Raw genomic sequence first — 21,664 nt, 5'->3', positions numbered from 1 at the left:
GGCATGACAGGCAAACAACAGCGCAAACCGGTATTTCTCAACCCTTGCGGCGACGCGGCATGCCGTGATCGGCGGCGCCGCCACGCGGCTGCTGGCCACGGCGCGGCGCACCGCTGGCAGCGCCGAAACCGAAGGTGGTTTGCAGCGGATCAGGCTGGCGTGGACCGCGGTTCGGGCCCTTCGACTGCTGGCCGCGCCCCTGTCCCTGCCCCTGACCGCCCTGGCCACGGCCACCCTGGCCCTGCGCGCGCGGCGCCGGCGCCTCGCCCAGCGGGCGGCCACCGGCGTAAGCGCCGATGCCCTGCGGGCGGCCGCCCGGACGGCCGGACGTTTGAGCGCCGCCCTGGCCTTGCCCCTGACGGCCCTTGCCGCCGCGGCTGCCATTGCCGCCGCCACCACCGAAACCGCCGCCCTGGCCGCGGCCGCCGTTGCGCGGCTGCTTGGCGAACGGCAGCGCGTTCGCGTTGCTCAGGTCGGCACGGTTGAAGTTAGGCTCGTCTTCGTCGTCCTCGTCGTCATCGTAGAAATCACGGTCGTCGCGACGCTCGGCGCGCTCAGCGTGCTGATCGCGGTTGCCGTTGCGGCCACGCTTTTCCGGGCCCTTGTTCTGCGCCGGCTTGGCTTGCTGTTGCGGCTTGGCGGCCGGCTTGTCGCCAACCTTCTTCTCGACGCTGTAGGCAGCCATCAGGCCGCGCACCGCGTTCTCTTCCATCTCTTCCCAGCGGCCGCGCTTCAGGCTGCTTGGCAGCGTCATCGCGCCGTAGCGGGTGCGGATCAGGCGCGACACGGTCAGGCCGATCGCCTCGAACATGCGGCGCACCTCGCGGTTACGGCCTTCGCCGATGATCACGCGATACCACTTGTTGATGCCCTCGCCACCGCCATCGGCGATTTTCGAGAACTGCGCCACGCCGTCCTCCAGCTCGACGCCGGCCAGCAACTTCTGGCGCATACCCTCTTCCAGCTCGCCCAGCGTGCGCACCGCGTATTCGCGGTCGATGCCGTAGCGCGGGTGCATCAGGCGGTTGGCCAGGTCACCGGAGGTGGTGAACAGGAGCAAGCCCTCGGTGTTGAAGTCGAGGCGGCCAACGGCCAGCCATTTGCCGGCCTTCATGGTCGGCAGGCGGTCGAACACCGACGGGCGGCCTTCCGGATCATCCATCGACACGATTTCGCCGGCAGGCTTATGGTAAATCAGCACGCGCGGCGGCTTTTTGCTCACGCGGCGCTGGATCAGCTTGCCGTTGATGCGGACCGCATCGGTCGGCAGGATGCGCTGGCCGATATGGGCCGGCTCGCCATTGACCGACACGCGGCCGGCGACGATCAGCTCTTCCATGTCGCGGCGCGAACCCAGCCCGGCTTCGGCCAGCACCTTGTGCAGCTTCGGCGCGTCGTCGTCCGAGGTCAGGTCGCGGCGAACCGGCTTGGCCTGCTGGCGACCCTTGCCGTCGTCGCTATCGAAAGCGTCCGAGGTGACATACGAGAAGGCGGCGTCGGCATCATTGCCCTTGGCGGCGCCGTTCTGCTGGCCGCCACGCTGCTTGCCGTTCTTGCCCTTGTTGTTTTTACCGTTGCGCTGGCCATTGCGCTGCTCATGGCGCGGCCTGGCTTCGCGTGGCGCGCCGGCTGCGGCCGGGGCTGCGCCCTCTTCCGCTGGCGCGGCTTCGGCGGCCTGCTCCGCTTCCGGGCGGCTGGCCTGGCGCAGCGCGCGCTGCGCGCGCATCTGGCGCGGACCGCGAGGGCGCTGGCGCTCGCCCGCCTCGGCCGGCGCTTCGGCGGCAGCCACTGGCGCTGCGACCGGGGCCGCCTCCGCGGCCTGCTCTGCTGGCGCAGGCTTTTGGCGCGCGGCTTGGCCGGCTTGGCGGCCGGCTCGACGGCGCCGTCGGCCGCCACCAGCGGCGCGGCGGCGGCATCGGCCTTCTTGGCGCGCGATTTCTTTGCGGGCGCCAGCGTGTTGGCGGCTACCGGCTCGGCGCTTTCGCCTTCCGCCTTGGTCTTCGGCTCGGCCTTGGCTTTCGGCTTGGCAATCGCCTCGCCGGCTGCGGCCGCAACTGCTTTGTCAGCCTCGATCTGGGCTTTGGTACGGCGCTTAGGTTTGGCGGCCACGTCGGCGGCTACCGCGTCGTTCGTCTCAGGGGTATCAGGTTTGTTCATTATTCGTTTCTTGGTTGTGCTCAGCGTCAACCGTTAAATCTGGCGCAGGGCCTTGTTCTTGCTTCTCAAAGTTCTCTTGCAGAGCCGCTTCCAGCGTTTCCATAGCGTTCTGACCATCACTGATTTGCTGCAACGGCGGCAACTGGGACAGCGAATTCAAGCCCAAATCATCCAAAAACTGCTTGGTCGTGCCCAGCAATGCCGGGCGGCCGACGACGTCGCGGTAACCGATGACATCAACCCAGCCACGGTCCTCCAACATCTTGATCGTCTGCGAATTGACGGCTACGCCGCGTATTTCTTCAATATCGCCCCGGGTCACCGGTTGGCGGTAGGCGATGATCGCCAGCGTTTCCAGCGTCGCCCGCGAGTACCGGGGCGGCTTTTCCGGACTCAGGCGATCCAGGTACAACTTCATTTCGGGACGGCTCTGGAAGCGCCAGCCGCTCGCCAGGCTGATGACTTCGACGCCCTTGCCGGTCCAGTCCAGCCGCAGTTCTTCCAGCAATTCCTTGATCGTGTCGGCGCCCACGCCGGGTCCGCGCGGCCGTTCCTGGTCGTCCAGTTCGACAAACAGCTTTTTCAGACTGTGGATCGATAACGGCTCACGAGCGCATAGCAAGGCGGTTTCGAGGACTCTTTTAGCCTCAAGATTATCCATAAGCAAAATCGAAAGAAATCAATCACATTCAGTGAGGCTGGCGGGAGTAACTCGCTGAAGCTGCTTTTCCGACGCCAAGGCCTATGCGCACCTGGCGGGAAGGAGGGACATGCCGGCAACGGCCAAGACCATTGCTTTCTACGTGAAACGTGGGCAGGAAGCCAGACGTTTCATCCAACAACGCGAATTGTACCTGATAAAACCACAAAACGCGCATTTCGACGTCATCGAAATGTAACTGAGCTTACGCGCCGGCAAGTCTTTCCGACAAAATTGCCGAAACGCCAACGAACGCCGGGTATTCTGCCGTGATCACCCAGGTTGGCACCGCCGATAGATATTTGTTGAAACGGCCCTTGGCCTCGAAACGGGCGCGGAAACCGGAGCGGTCGAAGCGCTGGCCCAGCTTGGGCACGATGCCGCCGCCAATATAAATGCCGCCCTGCGCGCCGAGCGTGACAGCGACGTTGCCGGCGATGGTGCCCAGCATGCAGCAGAATACTTCGATCACTTCGTCGCACAGCGGGCACTCGCCGGCCAGCGCGCGGCGCGAGATTTCGGCCGCGCTCAGCTTTTCAGCCGGCACGTTGCCGAGATCGGCCAGGGCGCGGTAGATCAGTTCGATACCGGCGCCGGACATCAGGCGCTCGGCCGACACGTGCTCGAATTCTTTCCAGGCGAATTGCAGGATCGCCACTTCGGTCGGATTGGCCGGCGAAAAGGTGACGTGACCGCCTTCGCTGAGCAGCGCGGTCCAGCCGTTCTTGCCGGGAATCAGGCCCGAGACGCCAAGGCCGGTGCCGGCGCCGATCAGGCCCAGCGGGGTGCCCGGCACGCCGGCGCCGCCGCCGACCTGGTGTTTCTGCGCTGCCGACAGCTGCGGCAGCGAGCTGGCCAGCGCGGTGAAATCGTTGACCACCAGCAGGGTGTCGAAATTGACCTCGCGGCGCAGCGCCTCGATGGAAAATTCCCAGTGGTGGTTGGTCATGCGCACCATGTCGCCGGTGACCGGATTGGCAATGGCGATAGCGCCGTTGCGGATGCCGGTGACGCCCGCCTCGGCCACCGTCGGCGAGGTCAGATACGCCCCCAGCGCGGCGGCCAGGGTCGGGTAATCGGCGCAAGGCAGGACTTCGATCGCGGTGATTCTGCCCGGCGCGGTTTCCAGCGCGAAACGCGCGTTGGTGCCGCCGACATCCGCCAGCAGACGCGGGCCACCCGGAAAAATCGTGGTCAGGGAAGGAGGCGTTTGTACGGATTGAGCAGTCATGATGGATCGAAAATAGTTGAGGCTTAAGCTTAAGGTATTTTTGCCATCACTAGCAAGCGGAAGTTTGTAGTTTTAGTACAGTTTGCTACAGGAGTTCGCCATGTATGGGATTTGGAACGTAGTATGACTACCTCAATCCCCACGTCATTCCCGCGCAGGCGGGAATCCATGCCGCGCATGCGGGGAGGCGTTCTATGGATTCCCGCCTGCGCGGGAATGACGGGGTCAGGCGGAGGCGGGGGTGTTTTCGGACAAGCTCTCGCGGCGGAACGCGGCGTTCCACGCCTCCAGCCCGCCATGCAGCGGACGCGCGCGGTGGTAGCCCTGCCCGATCAGGCTCTTGGCCACATGGGCGGCGGTGACATCATTGGGGCAGCTGCAATAGACGACGATGTGGCGCCCCTTGTCCAGCCCGATAATCTGCGGCCCCAGCTCGCCGCCGTTGAACAGCACCGCGCCCGGCACCGCCGGGTCCAGCATCTGCGCGGTGGCGCTGCGGGCGTCGACCAGGATCGGCTCGTGCCCCTGCTCCATCATCTGCTTGAAGTCGTCGATGGTGATGCGCTCGATCTCGACCGACTGGCGGAAGCGCTTGCGCTCCACATATTTAAAGGCGACGAACAGCGCCAGCAGCACGCCCAGCACGATCAGCGCGGTGGTGCCCATGGTGCTGAGGATGTCCAGCAACTGGTCGACACTGGTGTGGAAGAAGGCGCCGATGGCGATGCCGGTGCCGGCCCACAAGGTCGAGCCCATGACGCTGAAGCACAGGAAGGTGCCCGGACGGGTGCCCATGGCGCCGGCCAGCGGCGGCGCAATGACGTTAAAGCCGGGAATGAACTTGGCGACGATCATCGCCTTCGGCCCCCAGCGCTTGAAGTTGTCCTCGGTCTGGCTGACGCAGTAATCGGGCGACAGCGAAATCTTGCACAGCAGCTTGAGGATGCGCTTGCCGTAGAAGCGGCCGGCGCGATACCAGAAACTGTCGCTGATCAGGCAGGCCAGCATGGCCACCGCCAGCACGGCGCTCCAGTGGGTGTCGCCGTCAACCGACATCGCGCCCGCCACGATCAGCAGCGGGAACGCGGGAATCGGCATGCCGAGTTGTTCGATCAGCACGATCCCGAACACGATCAGTACGCCATATTCTTGTAGCAAGAGGATTAAATTCGCCATACGGCTATCTTAACTTAAAAAGCGCTTAACCGTCGCCGCCTGGCTTCTTAGCACAAAACCGACAAGTTTTTACCAAAAGCCGCATTAAATTTGACAAGTCCGCTTTAAAAATGGTCTGATGTTGCCCCTTGTGAGAATTGGTGAGATTCCACCTCACAAGTTGTCAACAAGAGAGAGAGCATTAGCAACATGATTAAAGAAACAATCCTGTCCCGTTCGCTGCGTGTAATGTTTGCCGGCGGACTGGCCATGACCCTGGGCCATGCCTTCGCCCAGGAAGCGCAAGCGCCGATGCAGCGCGTCGAAATCACCGGTTCGAGCATCAAGCGCGCCGACGGCGAAACCTCGCTGCCAGTGCAGACCTTCAGCGCCAAGGACATCAAGCAGACCGGCGTGTCCACCGTGACCGACTTCATCCAGCAACTGCCGGCGATGCAGGGCTTCTCCGTGGCGGCCGACTCGGTCGGCGGCGGCGGCGGCGGCGTCACCACCGCCTCGATCCACGACATCGGCGCGTCCTACACGCTGGTGCTGCTGAACGGCCGCCGCATCGCGCCGGCCAACTCCGGCACCACCATCGACCTGAATTCGATCCCGCTGTCGGCCATCGAGCGCGTCGAAGTGCTGACCGACGGCGCCTCGGCGCTGTACGGCGCCGACGCCATCGCCGGCGTGGTCAACTTCATCCTGAAAAAGGCGCGGCGCCGTGGGAATTCAACGCCAAGTACGCTTCGCCTGAAAAAGCCGGCGGCAAGAGCAACTCCGTCAGCCTGAGCAAGGGCTTCGGCGACATCGACGACGACGGCTACAGCGTGTTCGTCTCCCTCAGCCACGACGAGCAGAAGCAGCTCAAGGCCTCGCAGCGCGACTTCGCCAAGACCGGCATGATCAACTTCACCGACCCGAAAACCGGCCAGGCGCTGCAGTTCCTGAACGGCTCCTCGCGCGCCATCCCGGCCAACGCCTCGGTCAAGTACACCGGCGCCGACGGCAAGACCGGCACCGTCAACCTGAACCCGTACGCGCTGATCAACGGCAAGTGCGCGCCGGTCAACGTCGACGCCTTCGGCGACGGCCAGTGCTACTACGATTACACCTCGACCATCGAGATCAACCCGGAATCGAGCCGCGACTCGATCTTCAGCTCGGGCAGCATCAAGCTCGGCAACAGCGGCTTCAAGGGCTTCTTCGACGCCGCCTACACCGAAGCCAAGATCACCGCGCGCATCGCGCCGTACCCGGCCGACTTCTCGCTGTCGTCCGACAGCGCGCTGTACAACAAGTACATCTCGCCTTACCTGACGCCTGAACAGCGTGCCGGCGTGTCGTCGGTGGCGGTCAAGTACCGCCTGTACGAAATGGGCGACCGCGGCTACGAGTACGGCACCAAGGCCACCCACCTAGTGGCCGGCGTCGACGGCGCCATCGGCGGCTGGGACGTCAATGGCGCGCTGACCTGGTCGCGCAACAAGCAGGAACAGAAATACCTGTCCGGCTTCCCGCTGGCCGACAAGTTCCAGGCGCTGCTCGACAGCGGCAACTTCGACCCGTTCGCCTACGCCCAGGGCGACATGCCGCAGGCCATGCGCGACCAGCTGAACGCCACCGGCTTCAGCGGCCTGTACAACACCCAGACCGTCACCGTCAAAGGCGCCGACGCCCACGCCTCGCGTTCGCTGTTCGACCTGCCGGGCGGCAGCGCCATGATCAGCGTCGGCGCCGACTACCGCCGCACCAGCTTCAAGACCGACCAGGAAGACGTCGCCTCGCAGGCGCTGATCCTGTTCGACAGCCCGGTGTACAACAATTCCTACGAGCGTGACAACGCCGGCGCCTTCACCGAGGTGCTGCTGCCGATCAACAAGCAGTGGGAAGTGACCGCCTCCGGCCGCTTCGACCACATCGGCGCCGTCAAGGACAAGCTGGCCGGCAAGGACGTTGGCGATTCCGCCAGCGCCGGCACCTTCAAGCTGTCGACCAAGTACACGGTCAACCGCGACCTGATGCTGCGCGCCGCCACCGGCACCGGCTTCCGCGCCGCCAGCATGACCGAGATCGCCGGTCCGCTGGAAGAGTTCGGCGTAACGGGCGGCACCTACACCTGCCCGCTGACCGCCGCCAACGGCCTCGGCAACCACCCGCTGGCCGGCTACTGCGAAAGCGGCCGCGGCCAGTTTGAGGTGTTCCAGGGCGGCAATCCCGACCTGAAGCCGGAGAAATCCAAGCAATGGTCGATCGGCGCCGTGTGGGAACCGATCAGCGGCACCAGCCTGGCCATCGACCTGTGGAACGTGGAAATCCGCGATCAGGTGACGTCGGTGTCGGAAGGCCTGATCTTCCAGAACCCGGCCAAGTACGCCAACCTGTTCACCACCAAGCACATCGGCTCGACCGGCCAGGACGTGCTGGCGATCAAACTGCTGCCGATCAACATCGGCAAGGTGGAAAACCGCGGCATCGACTACGACTTCAGCCAGAAGATGAAGCTGTTCGACGGCCGCCTGACCAACCGCCTGGCCGGCACCTACCTGCTGCGCTCGCGCTACACCACGCCGGGCACCGACGACCAGTGGGAAACCAGCCTGAACCGTTACGGTTCGAATGACAAGGTCAGCTTCCGCAACATCGTCAAGGCCAGCACCTCGTGGGCCAACGCGCAGTGGACCCACACGCTGAGCGCCAACTACCGCAACGGCTACGTCGACAAGCACCAGAACGCCGACGACTGCGCGGTGACCACCGCCGACGCCGCGCAAGCGTGCTACGACATCACGCTGGACGTGCCGAGCTACACCACCTTCGACCTGCAGACGGCCTACCGTCCGCTGAAGTCGCTGGAGATCACCTTCGGCATCAACAATCTGTTCGACCGCGACCCGCCGTTCTCGCTGCGCAATACCGGTTCGCACCAGATCGGCTACAACCCGTCGTACTCCAGCGCGCTGGGCCGCACCTTCTACCTGAGCGGTTCGTACAAGTTCTAAGCTGAGCCGCCGACCAGTCGGTCCAAAGGCCGGACCCGCCGCAAGGCGGGGCCGGCCTTTTTCATCCACGCCGCACCCGGGCGCCGCATTTTGGTGCACCTGTGGCGCAGATGTAACGCAATGTATCGCCATGAACATACATTAATACCGTTTTGGAAGCTTCCGCGTTGACAGTCAGGCATGCCGGGTGATTTGATGGCCCTCAACCGGCCTCGTCCGGAATAAAACATAACCACGGTTTCACTGATAGGGAGCGACAAACAATGATGGTTGAAACAGTTATGGCACGGTCGGTGCGCCTGGTGTGCGCCGGCGGTCTGATGCTCGGCATGCATGCCGCCGCCTTCGCCCAGCAGGCCGACGCCGACGTCGTCGCCCGCGTGGAAATCACCGGCTCGTCGATCAAGCGCATCGCCAAGGAAGGCTCGCTGCCGGTGCAGACCCTGAGCCGCGCCGACATCGAGCAAAGCGGCGTGCAGAACGTCGCCGACCTGGTGGCGCAGCTGCCGTCGATGCAGGGCTTCATCACCTCGTCGGCCTCGGTCAACGGCGGCGGCGGCGGCGTGCAGACCGCCTCCATCCACGCCATCGGCACCCAGTACACGCTGGTGCTGCTGAACGGCCGCCGCATGGCGCCGTACGGCACCGGCAGCGCGGTCAACCTGGCGAGCATCCCGCTGGCGGCGGTCGAGCGCGTCGAGATCCTGACCGACGGCGCCTCGACGCTGTACGGCTCCGACGCCATCGCCGGCGTGATCAACTTCATCCTGAAGAAAAACCAGACCGACCTGGTGGTCGAAGGCACCTACAACGCGCCGCAGGAAAAGGCGGCAAGAGCAGCAACTTCTCGATCAGCAAGGGCTGGGGCAACCTCGACACCGACGGCTTCAACGTCCAGGTCTCGTACAGCCACGACGAGCAGAAGGAGCTGAACGCCAGCCAGCGCGACTTCGCCAAGTCCGGCGTCCACCAGTTCAGCCACAACGGCAAGCAGTACGCGACCTGGCAGACCAGCATCAACTCGACCCCGGCCAACGTCGAGGTGCTGACCGCCGCCGGCGACGACGTCGTGCTCAACACCGACCTGCTGACCAAGAACGGCTGCACCCAGGCCAACACCTTCTCGCGCGGCGGCGCCTGCCGCTTCGACTACGCCGCCACCGTGCAGCTGCTGCCCGAACTCAAGCGCGACAGCGTGTTCGCCAACGGCAGCCTGAAGCTGGGCAAGGACACCACCGCCTACAGCGAGCTGGTACTGTCGAAGTTCACCAACACCGCGCGCTACGCGGCGGCCGCGCAGCCGCTGACGGTGTTCAGCACCGACCCGGTCACCGGCGTCAAGACCGTCAACAACAGCTACATCGGCGCCTATAACAGCTCGGTGGCGCCGCTGCTGGCCAGCCAGGGCATCAACGCCGCCGACGCCACCGACGCCTTCCTGTACTACCGCGGCGCCGACGCCGGCGGCCGCACCGACGAGTACCGCACCGACGCCGCCCACTTCGTGCTGGGCGTCGACAGCAATTACGCCGGCTGGGACGTGGGCGCCTCGTTCACCCACTCGCAGAACAAGCAGACCGACAAGGCGCTGGCCGGCTACATGAGCGCCGACAAGTTCGAAGAGCTGGTGCGCACCGGCAAATACAACCCCTTCGTCTCGGCCACCGGCGCCGCCGCCGTCCTGGCGCCGGCCGTGCTGCGCCAGGACCTGGGCGAGATCAAGTCGCGCCTCGACATCGTCAGCGCGCACGCCTCGCGCGAGGTGTTCGAGCTGCCGGGCGGCAGCGCCGCGCTGGGCGTGGGCGCCGACTTCACCAAGCAGAAATACGAGGACAACCCGTCGCAGATCGCCATGGGCCCCGGCCCCGGCAATCCGGGCTGGACCGACGTCGAAATCGGCGGCGGCACCGGCTCGCAGGCGCTCGACGCCAGCCGCAACAACTGGGGCGCGTTTGCCGAGTTGCTGATGCCGGTCACCAAGGAACTCGAAGCGACCACCGCCGTGCGCTACGACAGCTACGACGCGGTGAAGAAACACAACGTCAGCTACGACTCGGCCGGCAACGCCGCGCCGGGCGGCAAGCTGGGCGAGGATGTCGCCAAGGCCACCTACAAGCTGTCGCTGCGCTACACGCCGACCCAGGCGCTGCTGCTGCGCGGCTCCTACGGCACCGGCTTCAAGGCGCCGACGCTGAACAACATCGCCGACCCGCTGAAGAACGCCGGCTCGTCCAACGCCTTCGCCTGCCCGGTCAAGGCGCCGGACCCGCGCGCGGTGTACTGCCGTCCGGGCTCGTCGGAATACGGCCTGCTCGACAGCGGCAACCCGGCCACCGGCGACAAGGCGCTGAAGGCGGAAACCTCGAAACAGGCGACGCTGGGCTTCCGCCTGGAACCGACCGCCGCCTTCTCGGTCGGCCTCGACTGGTGGGACGTCAAGCTGAAGAACCAGATCCGCACCTTCTCGCAAGATCAGCTGTTCGGCAACCCGACGCTGGCCAACCAGTGGATCGCCGTCTACGCCGACCCTATCCAGAAGAGCAATGTGCTGGTGGCCGTGCGCTCGCCGCTGAACCTGGCCGCCTCGCACTTCCAGGGCATCGACTGGGACACCACCTTCCGCGCGGCGACGCCGATCGGCAAGGCCAGCCTCAACTGGACCGGCACGTATATGACCAAGGCTGAGCAGGACACGCCGGGCGTCGGCACCGAGAAATCGATCGGCCGCTTCAACTCCTACGACGACGTGGTGTTCCGCGTGGTCAGCCGCATGATCTTCACGCTCAAGACCTCGGAGAAGCTGAGCAATGCGCTGACGCTGAACTACCGTTCCGGCTACCACGACAAGCCGCTGACGGAAGACGACGCGGCGGTGCGCGTGGTCAACGCCGATGGCAGCATCGGCGGCGTGGTCGGCATGGAGCGCGACGTCAGCTCGTACACCACGCTGGACTGGCAGGCCAAGCTGAACTATGTGAAAAACCTGACCATCACCGCCGGCGTGCGCAACCTGCTGGACCGCGATCCGCCGTTCTCGATCCGCAACTCGGGCGGCGGCAACCAGGTCGGCTACGACGGCCGCTACGCCGATCCGCTGGGCCGCACCTACTATGTGACCGCGCAGTACCGCTTCTGATCGCCAACCCCGTCGTTCCCGCGCAGGCGGGAACCCATGCTGAGCGTCGTGCACGCTGTCTATGGGTTCCCGCCTGCGCGGGACGACGGGCGGCTCATTCACCGCCAGCATATCTCATATCGCCAAGTTATCCATTTTACGTATGGCGCATATCCAAACATAGAATTATATTTATATCTGCGTTTCCTGTAATCTGCACCCATCGACATTCACCGCAGTACACAGGAGAACCTCATGACCACCATCGCCGCCACCCTGATCGCCAAGCCAGCCGCCACCCGCCGCACCTGGAAACAAATCCTGCGCAGCGCGTTTGAAACCCTGGGCAAGCACTACTCGCACGGCCCGTACATGCTGTAATAAAGTAGTTTCGTTGTTTTTGTACAAAGATATAACCTTTCATAATTGACATCCTCATCGCCCTGCTGAATCATCGGGATTCAAATCGCTTAGGGAGATGAGCAATGATGAAACAGACTGTGTTGTCCCGTTCGGTGCGTCAGGTCTGCACCGGCGGCATGCTGGGCCTGGGGCTGATCGCGCCCCTGGCGCAAGCGCAAACCGACGCGCCCATGCAGCGCGTGGAGATCACCGGTTCCTCGATCAAGCGCCTGGTATCGGAAACCGCCAATCCGTTGACGGTGATACGCGCCGACGACTTCGTCAAGCAGGGCCTGACCACGGCGCAGGAAGTGCTCGACCGCATCCCCTCCAACAGCTCCAGCTTCAGCTCCGGCAATGTGGTCGGCGGCAACAGTTCCGGCCTGCCGACCGGCGGCCAGGCCAGCGCCGACCTGCGCGGCCTCGGCGGCGACAAGACGCTGGTGCTGCTGAACGGCCGGCGCATCGCCAACCACCCGTATGACGGCGCCAGCGTCGACCTCAACATCATTCCGGTCAGCGCGCTGGAGCGGGTCGAAGTGCTGCGCGACGGCGCCTCGGCCATCTACGGCACCGACGCCATCGGCGGCGTCATCAACTTCATCACCAAGCGCTCGGTGCAGACCACCACCATCACGGCCGAAGCCATCCTGCCGCGCAAGGACGGCGGCGACGAACAGCGGGTCAACCTGTCGAGCGGCTTCGGCAACCTGGAGCAGGACGGCTACAACGTCTTCGGCGTGTTCGACTACCACAAGATCGACATCCTGACCTCGCAGCAGCGCGAATTCTCCAAGACCGGCATCATCCCCGAGCGCGGCCTGAACCTGACCTCGGGCACCACCTTCCCCGGCAATTACTTCGATCCGACCTCGGGCGCCACCGGCAACCCCTACTTCGCCACCGGCTGCGACGCGCCGCTGTCGGTGCCGCGCGCCAGCAACGGCACCTGCCGCCAGGACTACACGCGCCAGATCGACAACCTGCCGCAGCAAAAGCAGACCTCGTTCTTCGGCAAGGCCACCTTCAAGCTCAACGGCGACCACCAGGCCAGCATCGAATACCTGCACTCGCAGAACGACGTGGTGTCGCACACGGCGCCGCCGCCGCAGACCGGCCTGCTGCTGCCGGTCACCAGCAAATACTATCCGGGCAATGCCGGCGGCGTGCCGGCCATGCCGGGGCTGTCGGGCGATCCGCTGTCGGTCAACTGGCGCCCGACCGAGGCCGGTCCGCGCGAGATCAATTCCAAGGGCGCGGCCGACCGCCTGTCGATCGCCGCCGAAGGCCTGTTCAGGCAGTGGGACTACAAGGCCGGCTTCACGCTGTCGGAAAGCCGCTCGGCGGAATACTTCACCGGCGGCTACGTCAACGACGCCAAGTTCGCCGCCGGCGTGTTCAACGGCATCCTCAATCCCTTCGGCCTGCAGGACGCGGCCGGCAAGACCTACCTGGAAAGCACCGCGCTGCGCGGCCAGGTACAGAAAGGCAAAACCCGCAACACCGGCATCGACGCCAAGGCCAGCCGCGAGCTGATGGACCTCGGCGGCGGCAAGCTGGCGGTCGCCATCGGCGGCGAGTTGCGCCGGGAAGAGGCGGACTTCATCGTCAACCGCGACATCGCCGGCCAGGCCGCGTCGTCCGGCCTGTCGGGTTCGCAATCGACCGATGGCGCGCGCACCATCAAGGCCGTCTTCGGCGAGGTCAACCTGCCGCTGATTCCGGACCTGGAAGTCAACCTTGCGGCGCGCTACGACGATTACAGCGACGTCGGCAGCACCACCAATCCGAAACTGGCCGTGCGCTACCAGCCGGCCAAACAGGTGCTGCTGCGCGGCTCGGCCTCGACCGGCTTCCGCGCGCCGACGCTGTTCGAGAAAAACGCGCCGCAATCGAAGAACGACACCAACAACTCGTACAACGACCCGATCCTGTGCCCGGGCGGCGTGCTGTCGTCGAACCCGATCGCCAATCCGCTGCGCGACTGCGACCTGCAACAGTTCAAGCTGCAAGGCGGCAACCAGAACCTGAGCCCGGAAAAGTCCAAGACCTTCTCGGTCGGCGTGGTGCTGGAGCCGGTGCAGCAGGTCACGCTGGCGCTCGACTACTGGAACATCAAGCTGAAGGACAAGATCAACGCGCTGCCGGAGGAAGCCATCTTTGGCGACTACGAGAAGTACAAGGCGCGCTTCCTGCGCAATCCGGACGGTTCGCCGTTCGCGATCCTGGACCTGAAGGAAAACCTCGGCAAGGTGCATACCGATGGCGTCGACGTCAGCCTGACCTTGCGCTCGGGCGGCACGCAGGCCGGCAGCTTCACCGTCACGCTGGACGGCACGTATGTGCACAAGTATGAGTACCAGGACGAGCGCGACGGCCCGTTCATCCAGAACGTTGGCCGTTATGCCGCCAACAATCCGGTGTTCCGCTGGAAGCACAACCTGGCGCTGAACTGGCGCCTCGGCGACTGGAACGCCACGCTGGCGCAGTCGTTCAAGACCGGCTATACCGACCAGAATCTGGATGTCGAGGAGCAGTACCTGAACAAGGTGCCGTCGTACCAGCTGTGGAATCTGTCGGGCAGCTATACCGGCTTCAAGGGCGTGACCCTGACGGCCGGCGTCAAGAACCTGCTGGACAAGGAGCCGCCGTTCTCCAACCAGGGCACGCTGTTCCAGAAGGGTTACGATCCGCGCTATACCGACCCGGTCGGCCGCGCGCTGTACCTGCGCGGCAGCTACAGCTTCTGACCGTCATTCCCGCGTATTACCGTCATTCCCGCGCAGGCGGGAATCCATGCTGCGTGTGCAGCAAGCGGACCATGGATTCCCGCCTGCGCGGGAATGACGGGTGTTACTTCGCGGCCGCCTCGCGCGCCTGGGTCGCGATGCGGCGCTGGCGCACGGCGGCGGCCAGACCTTGCAGCACCTGCACGCTGCTGTCCCAATCAATGCAGCCATCGGTAATCGACTGGCCATAGGTCAGCTCCTTGCCCGGCACCAGATCCTGGCGGCCGGCCACCAGGTGCGACTCCACCATCACGCCAACAATGCGCTGCTCGCCGCCCGCCACCTGGCCGGCGATATCCGCGCACACCGGCACCTGATTCTCCGGCTTCTTCGAGCTGTTCGCGTGTGACGCGTCGATCATCAAACGCGCCGCCAGCCCCTGCGCGGCGATCGCCTTGCAGGCCTCGTCCACGCTGGCCGCATCGTAGTTCGGCGTCTTGCCGCCGCGCAGAATGATGTGGCAATCCTCATTGCCGTTGGTCGACACGATGGCCGAGTGGCCGCCCTTGGTGACCGACAGGAAATGGTGCGGCTGCGACGCCGCCTTGATCGCATCGACCGCGATGCGCACATTGCCGTCGGTGCCGTTCTTGAAGCCGACCGGGCACGACAGGCCCGACGCCAGCTCGCGGTGCACCTGGGACTCGGTGGTGCGGGCGCCGATCGCGCCCCACGAGATCAGGTCGGCAATGTATTGCGGCGAGATCACGTCGAGGAACTCGGTGCCGGCCGGCAGGCCAGTTCGTTGATGTCGCGCAGCAGCTCGCGCGCCATGCGCAGGCCGTCGTTGATGCGGAAGCTGTTATCCATGTAAGGATCGTTGATCAGGCCCTTCCAGCCGACCGTGGTGCGCGGCTTCTCGAAGTACACGCGCATGACGATTTCCAGGTCGCCGGCCAGCTCCTTGCGCAGCGGCGCCGGGCGGCGCGCGTACTCCATGGCCGCCTTCGGATCGTGGATCGAGCACGGGCCGATCACCACCATCAGGCGGTCGTCCTGGCCGTGCAGGATGCGGTGCAGCGCCACGCGGGCGTTGGCGGCAGTCTGCTCGGCCGCCTCCGTGCAGGCAAACTCGCGGATCAGGTGGGACGGTGGCGTCAGTTCCTTCATCTCGCGGATGCGCAAATCGTCGGTACGGGGCATGCTGTTCTCCAAGTGTGCTGAAAAAATAAAGGGTAAAAAAACCGCCTCGACAGGAGGCGGTTTTTCGGGAATTCGTGGGACTCGGTTTGCTTCTACGTGTGCACCGGCCGCTACTCCACCGCCTGAGGGGTTGGGAAGCTAAAGTAAAACCAGCCGGTAAAGAAGAAGTGGGTCATGTAAAGTCCGTAAGTGTCGGAAGACTATAACAACACTTTACGCCATTTGGCAAGCAATTTATCGCGCACGTCTGACGCAGATCAGACGCGCCTCGCTTGAACGCCGCAAGACTGGCTTGCTGCGCATGCAACCGCACGCGCCCACTTCAAGGGAGAAACCCGATGACCACACGCATCCTCTTGCCCATCGCGGCCGCGCTGCTGGCCGCCCACGCCGCCGGGGCGCTGGCCCAGGCCGACGACAACGCGCCGATGCAGCGCGTTGAAATCACCGGCAGCTCGATCCGCCGGCTGGCCGCCGAAACCGCGCTGCCGCTGACCTCGATCCGCGCCGAGGACTTCGCGCGCCAGGGCCTGACCACGGCCCAGCAGGTGCTCAACAGCATTCCGATGAACCAGACCTCGGTGTCGAGCGCGCAATCGATCGGCGCCGGCACCGGCGGCCAGTCGCAGGCCGACCTGCGCGGGCTGGGCGGCCAGCGCACGCTGGTGCTGCTCAACGGCCGCCGCATCGCCGCCCATCCGATCCTCGGCGACAGCGTCGACCTGAACGTGATTCCGCTGTCGGCGCTGGACCGGGTGGAGGTGCTGCGCGACGGCGCTTCGGCGGTGTACGGCAGCGACGCCATCGGCGGCGTGGTCAATTTCATCACGCGGCGCCAGGTCAACGGCGGCGCGGTGACGGTGGAAGCCTACCAGCCGCAGGCGTCCGGAGGCGGCGCCGAGCGGCGCTTCAACCTCAGCGGCGGTTTCGGCGACCTCGCCACCGAGCGCTTCAACCTGTTCGGTGTGATGGACCTGCACCGGCAGCAGGCGCTGCCGGCCACCGCGCGGCCGTTCTCGGCCACCGGGGTGATACCCAGCCGCGGCGTCAGCCAGACCAGCGGCACGCCCTTCCCCGCCAACTTCTTTTCCGACAACGGCATCAGCGGCAATCCAGGCTTCGCCAGCGGCTGCCAGCCGCCGGCCTCGGTGCCCAACGTCGGCGGCTCGCCGACCTGCCGCTACGACTTCACGCGCGAGGTCGACAACATCCCCTACACCAAGCAGGAATCGTATCTGGGCCGGCTGTCGTACAAGCTGAGCCAGGACCACACGCTGGCGCTGGAAGCGCTGCACGCGCGCAGCACCAACGAGGCGCGCGTGGCGCCGCCGCCGCTGGCCGGCATCGGCCTGATCATGCACGGCGACAGTCCCTACTATCCGGGCGGCAGCGCCGGCGTGCCGGCGGTGGCAGGCCTGAGCGGCGAAGACCTCGACATCAGCTGGCGGCCCCTGGTGACGGGACGCCGCATCGACTATTCGACCAGCACGGCGGACCGCGCGGTGCTGAGCGCCGAGGGCGTGCTGTACGGCTGGGACTACAGCAGCGGCCTGAGCCACTCGGTCAGCAAGGCCGCCAGCGCCTTTGCCGGCGGCTACGTGGTCGACCAGCGCATCGTCGAGGGCGTCGGCAGCGGCCTGCTGAATCCGTTCGGCGAACAAAGCGCGGCCGGCCGGGCCTACCTGAACGACTCGCTGCTGCTGGGCGAATACCTGAACGCGCGCATGCGCGCCAGCGCCTTCGACGCCCGCGCCAGCCGCGAACTGTACCAGCTCGCCGGCGGCGCGCTCGGCTTCGCGCTGGGCGTCGAGGCGCGCAAGGAAAAGGCCGTGTACAAGATCAACCGCGCGCTGGCGTCGCAGGCCTCCAGCTCCGGCTTTGCCGACGCCCAGGACCAGAGCGGCCAGCGCCGCATCTACGCCGTCTTCGCCGAACTCAACGCGCCGCTGATCAAGGACCTGGAACTAAACGCCGCCGCCCGCTACGACCATTACAGCGATGTCGGCCACAGCTTCACGCCAAAGATCAGCGCACGCTACCAGCCGCTCACGCCGCTGCTGTTGCGCGCCTCGTGGAACCGCGGCTTCCGCGCGCCGACCCTGTTCGACATCCACGGCCCGCAGACGGTGACCAACTCCTCCGATCCATGGAACGACCCGGTGCTGTGCCCGGGCGGCGTGCCGGCGCCCGGCGCCAATCCCAACCTGTCGTGCGACCAGCAGCAGAACATCCGCCAGGGCGGCAACCCGGACGTGCGGCCCGAGCGCTCGAAGACCTTCAGCGCCGGCGTGGTGTTCGAGCCGATGCGCGCGCTGACGCTGTCGCTCGATTACTGGAACATCCGCCTGCGCGACCAGATCAGCGCGCTGGCCGAGCAGACCGTGTTCAACGACTACGCCAGGTACCAAAGCCTGTTCACCTACAACGCCGCCGGCACGCGGCTCGAATCGGTCTCGCTGATCACCAACAACCTCGGCGAGGTGAAGACCAGCGGCGTCGACGCCGGCGTGCTGTGGCGTGCGCCGCGCGCCAGCTACGGTACGCTGTCGCTGCAGGTCGACGGCACCTGGGTGCGCAACTACGATTACCAGAACGAGCGCGGCGGCGCGTTCACCGTCAACCTCGGCCGCTACGCCGACGCCTCGCCAGTGTTCCGCTGGCGCCACAACGCCAGCCTGCAATGGCAACTCGGGCCGTGGGGCGCCACGCTGAGCAACCGCACTATGTCCGGCTACACCGACCAGAACGCCGTTGAGCCGGCATTCTTCAACCAGGTGAAGGCTTACTCGACATGGTCGCTGTCGGGCAGCTACACTGGCTTGCGCAATCTGGAACTGACGCTGGGCGTGCGCAACCTGCTGGACGAGGACCCGCCCTACACCAACCAGAGCACCACCTTCCAGCAGGGTTACGATCCGCGCTACACCGATCCGCTGGGCCGCACCTGGTACGCGCGGGCGACGTACAAATTCTGAACAAAAATTTACACCTTGCGGCTTGGCGTTAAGTTCTTAGCGCCTGTATCCAAATGTAAGCGGCGCGGTCCGGCGGCGGGCCGCGCCCTGCGGCCGCGTGCGCGCGTCCACAGCAAAAAACCGTCTTAACAGCAGTAACGCTTTGCGCGCTGTGGCATTGCAGCAAACTTATCCATGCGTCATTGTTTCCACCTCCTGCCGATGGTCTGATCGCTTTGCTCAAAAAGCAAACACCCATCCCCATACCCATGCAGGAGTTAAAAATAATGATGATTGAAAGAGCAATGTCGCGCAGCTTGCGCGTGCTGTTTGCCGGCGGCCTGGCGGTTGGCATGCACGCCGCCGTGGCGCAGACCGACGAGGCGCCGATCCAGCGCGTGGAAGTGACCGGTTCCAGCATCAAGCGCCTGGCCACCGAGACGGCGCTGCCGATCACCAGCATCAAGGCGGCCGACTTTGAAAAGCAAGGCCTGACCACCGCCGCCGAAGTGATGAACACGCTGTCGATGAACCAGAGCGCCCAGGGCAGCAGCCAGTCGGTCGGCTCCGGCACCGGCGGCATCGCCACCGCCGACCTGCGCGGTCTGGGCAGCAACAAGACGCTGGTGCTGCTGAACGGCCGCCGCCTGGCCAACCACCCGTTCAACGGTTCCTCGGTCGACCTGAACATCATTCCGGTGTCGGCGCTGGAACGGGTCGAAGTGCTGCGCGACGGCGCCTCGGCCATCTATGGCACCGACGCCATCGGCGGCGTCATCAACTTCATCACCAAGCGTTCGGTCAGCGGCGTCACCGTCAGCGCCGAGCGCTTCCAGCCGCAGGCGAGCGGCTCGGGCGCGGAATCGCGCGTCAACATCTCGGGCGGCTACGGCGACCTGGAGAAAGATGGCTGGAACGTCTTCGGCGTGATCGACCTGCACAAGCAGACCGCGCTGGACGCCTCCGAGCGCGACTTCTCCAGCACCAGCGTGCGTCCTGACCGCGGCGTCAACGGCAGCAGCGGCACCTCGCAGCCGGCCAACTTCTACTCGGACAACGGCATCACCGGCAACCCGTACTACGCCAGCGGCTGCGTCGGCAAAGGCCTGATCCAGAGCAGCACCGGCACCTGCCGCACCGACACCAGCACCTACATCCAGGCGATTCCGAAGACCAAGCAGGAATCCTTCCTCGGCAAGGCCACCTTCAAGCTGAACCAGGACGACATCGCCACCATCGAATACCTGCACAGCCGTTCGACCAACAGCAGCGCGATCGCGCCGTCGCCGCTGACCGGCATCACCATGACCTCGGCCAGCCCCTACTATCCGGGCGGCAGCGCCGGCGTGCCGGCAGTCGCCGGCCTGAGCGGCGAAGACCTGACCATCAACTGGCGCACCGTGTCGGCCGGCAAGCGCCAGGGCTACGACACCTCGATCTCGGACCGCCTGGTGTTTGCGTCGGAAGGCCTGGTGGCCGGCTGGGACTACAACGTCGGCCTGACCTACGCGGTCAACAAGGCCAGCAGCGCCTTCGCCGGCGGCTACACCAACGACTCGCTGATGAAGGCGGGCGTGTTGAGCGGCATTCTCAATCCGTTCGGCGAGCAATCGTCGGAAGGCGCGGCCTACATCGACGCGGCGCAGTTGCGCGGCGAATACCTGAACGCCAAGATGACCAGCGTCGGCGTCGACGGCAAGATCAGCCGTGAAATCTTCCAGCTGCCGGCCGGAGCGGTCGGCTTCGCGGTCGGCACCGAATTCCGCCACGACAAGGCCACCTACAGCGTCAACCGCGAGCTGGCGTCGCAGGCGTCGAGCTCCGGCTATGCCGACGCGCAGGACCAGGCTGGTCAGCGCAACATCTCGGCCGTGTACTCGGAACTGAGCGTGCCGCTGGCCAAGCCGCTGGAACTGTCGATCGCCGCCCGCTACGACCACTACAACGACGTCGGCGGCAGCTTCAATCCGAAAGTCGGCCTGCGCTGGGAAGCCAGCAAGCAGGTGCTGTTCCGCACCTCGTACAACACCGGCTTCCGCGCGCCGACGCTGTACGACCTGCACGGCCCGGCCACCTCGACCTTCACCAGCAACGCCTATGACGATCCGGTGCTGTGCCCTGGCGGCACGGCGGTGGCCGGCGCCAACCCGAACGTCGCCTGCGCGCAGCAGCAATACATCCGCAGCGGCGGCAACGCCAACCTGAAGCCGGAGAAATCCAAGACCTTCGCGCTGGGCGTGGTGTTCGAGCCGGTCAACGCGGTCAGCGTCTCGTTCGACTACTTCAACATCAAGATCAAGGATTCGATCGGCACCGTGGCCGAATCGACCATCTTCGACAACTACGAGAAGTACAAGGACTACTTCGTCTACTCGGCCGACGGCAAGACGCTGCAATACGTCAACGCCGTGCTGGACAATCTGGGTGAAGTGAAGACCTCGGGCATCGACACCAGCCTGCGCTGGAAGCTGCCGCGCACCGCGGCCGGCGACTTCGTCTTCCAGTTCGACGGCACCTGGGTGCACAGCTACAAATACCAGAACGAAACCGGCGGCGAGTTCGTGGAGAATGTGGGCGTGTACGGCGACAACGCGCCGGTGTTCCGCTGGAAGCACAACGCCAGCATCAGCTGGAAGAAAGGTGCATGGGGCGCGACCTTCGCCAACAAGTACCTGAGCGGCTACCAGGATGAGAACGGTGTGGATGAGCAGTACTACAACAAGGTTAAAGCGTATTCGACCTACTCGCTGTCGACCAGCTACACCGGCATCAAGAACACCGACCTGACCGTGGGCATCAAGAACCTGTTTGACACGGCGCCGCCGTACACCAACCAGGGCACCACGTTCCAGAGCGGTTACGATCCCCGCTTCACCGATCCGCTGGGCCGTACCTTCTACGTGAAGGCGACCTACAAGTTCTAAGCCCCGTCACCGCCCCCGTCACTCCCGCGCAGGCGGGAGTCCATGCCGAGCATGCGTTCCATGGACTCCCGCCTGCGCGGGAGCGACGG

Annotated in this window: 12 protein-coding genes and 2 pseudogenes; 9 read left to right on the top strand and 5 right to left on the bottom strand. The window is 65.2% G+C overall.

From position 1 onward, the window contains the following. Nucleotides 1–37 precede the first annotated feature (37 nt). A pseudogene (gene rluB / locus ACRQ5J_RS07580) lies at nucleotides 38–1,896 on the bottom strand (23S rRNA pseudouridine(2605) synthase RluB). On the opposite strand from rluB, the gene ACRQ5J_RS07575 reads away from it, so the two are divergent. Beyond that, a complete protein-coding gene (locus ACRQ5J_RS07575) occupies nucleotides 1,853–2,194 on the top strand; it encodes a hypothetical protein (protein ID WP_432383733.1) in 342 nt (113 codons plus the stop codon). The pseudogene rluB and the gene ACRQ5J_RS07575 sit on opposite strands and share 44 nt — an antisense overlap. Here the strand turns inward: ACRQ5J_RS07575 and scpB are convergent. The 3 genes from scpB to ACRQ5J_RS07560 all read right to left on the bottom strand — a co-directional run bounded on the left by scpB (nucleotide 2,144) and on the right by ACRQ5J_RS07560 (nucleotide 5,264). Beyond that, nucleotides 2,144–2,818 (bottom strand): SMC-Scp complex subunit ScpB, encoded by a 675-nt coding sequence (gene scpB / locus ACRQ5J_RS07570; protein ID WP_432382276.1) that lies wholly within the window; start codon nucleotides 2,816–2,818, stop codon nucleotides 2,144–2,146. The two genes, ACRQ5J_RS07575 and scpB, sit on opposite strands and share 51 nt — an antisense overlap. 244 nt (nucleotides 2,819–3,062) lie before the next feature. Then, a complete protein-coding gene (locus tag ACRQ5J_RS07565) occupies nucleotides 3,063–4,088 on the bottom strand; it encodes a glucokinase (RefSeq protein ID WP_432382275.1) in 1,026 nt (341 codons plus the stop codon). A 225-nt stretch (nucleotides 4,089–4,313) separates the two neighbouring features. Next, on the bottom strand, nucleotides 4,314–5,264 hold the full coding sequence (locus tag ACRQ5J_RS07560) for a VTT domain-containing protein (protein WP_432382273.1): 951 nt from the start codon (nucleotides 5,262–5,264) through the stop codon (nucleotides 4,314–4,316). Nucleotides 5,265–5,453: 189 nt separating this feature from the next. Here ACRQ5J_RS07560 and ACRQ5J_RS07555 point away from each other — a divergent pair, with 189 nt between their 5' ends. The 6 genes from ACRQ5J_RS07555 (at nucleotide 5,454) to ACRQ5J_RS07530 (ending at nucleotide 14,515) form a co-directional block, all read left to right on the top strand. Next, on the top strand, nucleotides 5,454–6,038 hold the full coding sequence (locus ACRQ5J_RS07555; RefSeq protein WP_432382272.1) for a TonB-dependent receptor plug domain-containing protein: 585 nt from the start codon (nucleotides 5,454–5,456) through the stop codon (nucleotides 6,036–6,038). A gap of 38 nt (nucleotides 6,039–6,076) precedes the next feature. Next, entirely contained in the window at nucleotides 6,077–8,248 is a 2,172-nt protein-coding gene (locus tag ACRQ5J_RS07550) for a TonB-dependent receptor domain-containing protein (RefSeq protein WP_432382271.1), read from the top strand. Between the two features lie 281 nt (nucleotides 8,249–8,529). Then, nucleotides 8,530–9,180: a TonB-dependent receptor plug domain-containing protein gene (locus tag ACRQ5J_RS07545; protein ID WP_432382270.1), complete on the top strand. Its 651-nt coding sequence runs from the start codon at nucleotides 8,530–8,532 to the stop codon at nucleotides 9,178–9,180. A gap of 110 nt (nucleotides 9,181–9,290) precedes the next feature. Continuing rightward, nucleotides 9,291–11,384, top strand: a complete 2,094-nt coding sequence (locus tag ACRQ5J_RS07540; protein WP_432382269.1) for a TonB-dependent receptor domain-containing protein — start codon at nucleotides 9,291–9,293, stop codon at nucleotides 11,382–11,384. Between the two features lie 234 nt (nucleotides 11,385–11,618). After that, nucleotides 11,619–11,744: a hypothetical protein gene (locus tag ACRQ5J_RS07535; RefSeq protein WP_432382268.1), complete on the top strand. Its 126-nt coding sequence runs from the start codon at nucleotides 11,619–11,621 to the stop codon at nucleotides 11,742–11,744. Between the two features lie 104 nt (nucleotides 11,745–11,848). Next, nucleotides 11,849–14,515, top strand: coding sequence for a TonB-dependent receptor (locus ACRQ5J_RS07530; RefSeq protein ID WP_432382267.1), 2,667 nt, complete (start codon nucleotides 11,849–11,851; stop codon nucleotides 14,513–14,515). 103 nt (nucleotides 14,516–14,618) lie between these two features. Here the strand turns inward: ACRQ5J_RS07530 and aroG are convergent. Next, a pseudogene (gene aroG / locus ACRQ5J_RS07525) lies at nucleotides 14,619–15,697 on the bottom strand (3-deoxy-7-phosphoheptulonate synthase AroG). Between the two features lie 338 nt (nucleotides 15,698–16,035). Here aroG and ACRQ5J_RS07520 point away from each other — a divergent pair. Both ACRQ5J_RS07520 and ACRQ5J_RS07515 read left to right on the top strand, forming a co-directional pair. Then, nucleotides 16,036–18,672: a TonB-dependent receptor gene (locus ACRQ5J_RS07520; protein ID WP_432382266.1), complete on the top strand. Its 2,637-nt coding sequence runs from the start codon at nucleotides 16,036–16,038 to the stop codon at nucleotides 18,670–18,672. A gap of 284 nt (nucleotides 18,673–18,956) precedes the next feature. After that, nucleotides 18,957–21,575, top strand: coding sequence for a TonB-dependent receptor (locus ACRQ5J_RS07515; protein ID WP_432382265.1), 2,619 nt, complete (start codon nucleotides 18,957–18,959; stop codon nucleotides 21,573–21,575). Nucleotides 21,576–21,664: the final 89 nt, after the last annotated feature.

It is taken from the genome of Duganella sp. P38 (genome assembly GCF_050859475.1).
Classification (GTDB): domain Bacteria; phylum Pseudomonadota; class Gammaproteobacteria; order Burkholderiales; family Burkholderiaceae_D; genus Rugamonas.
This window is presented reverse-complemented; position numbering and strand designations above follow the sequence as displayed.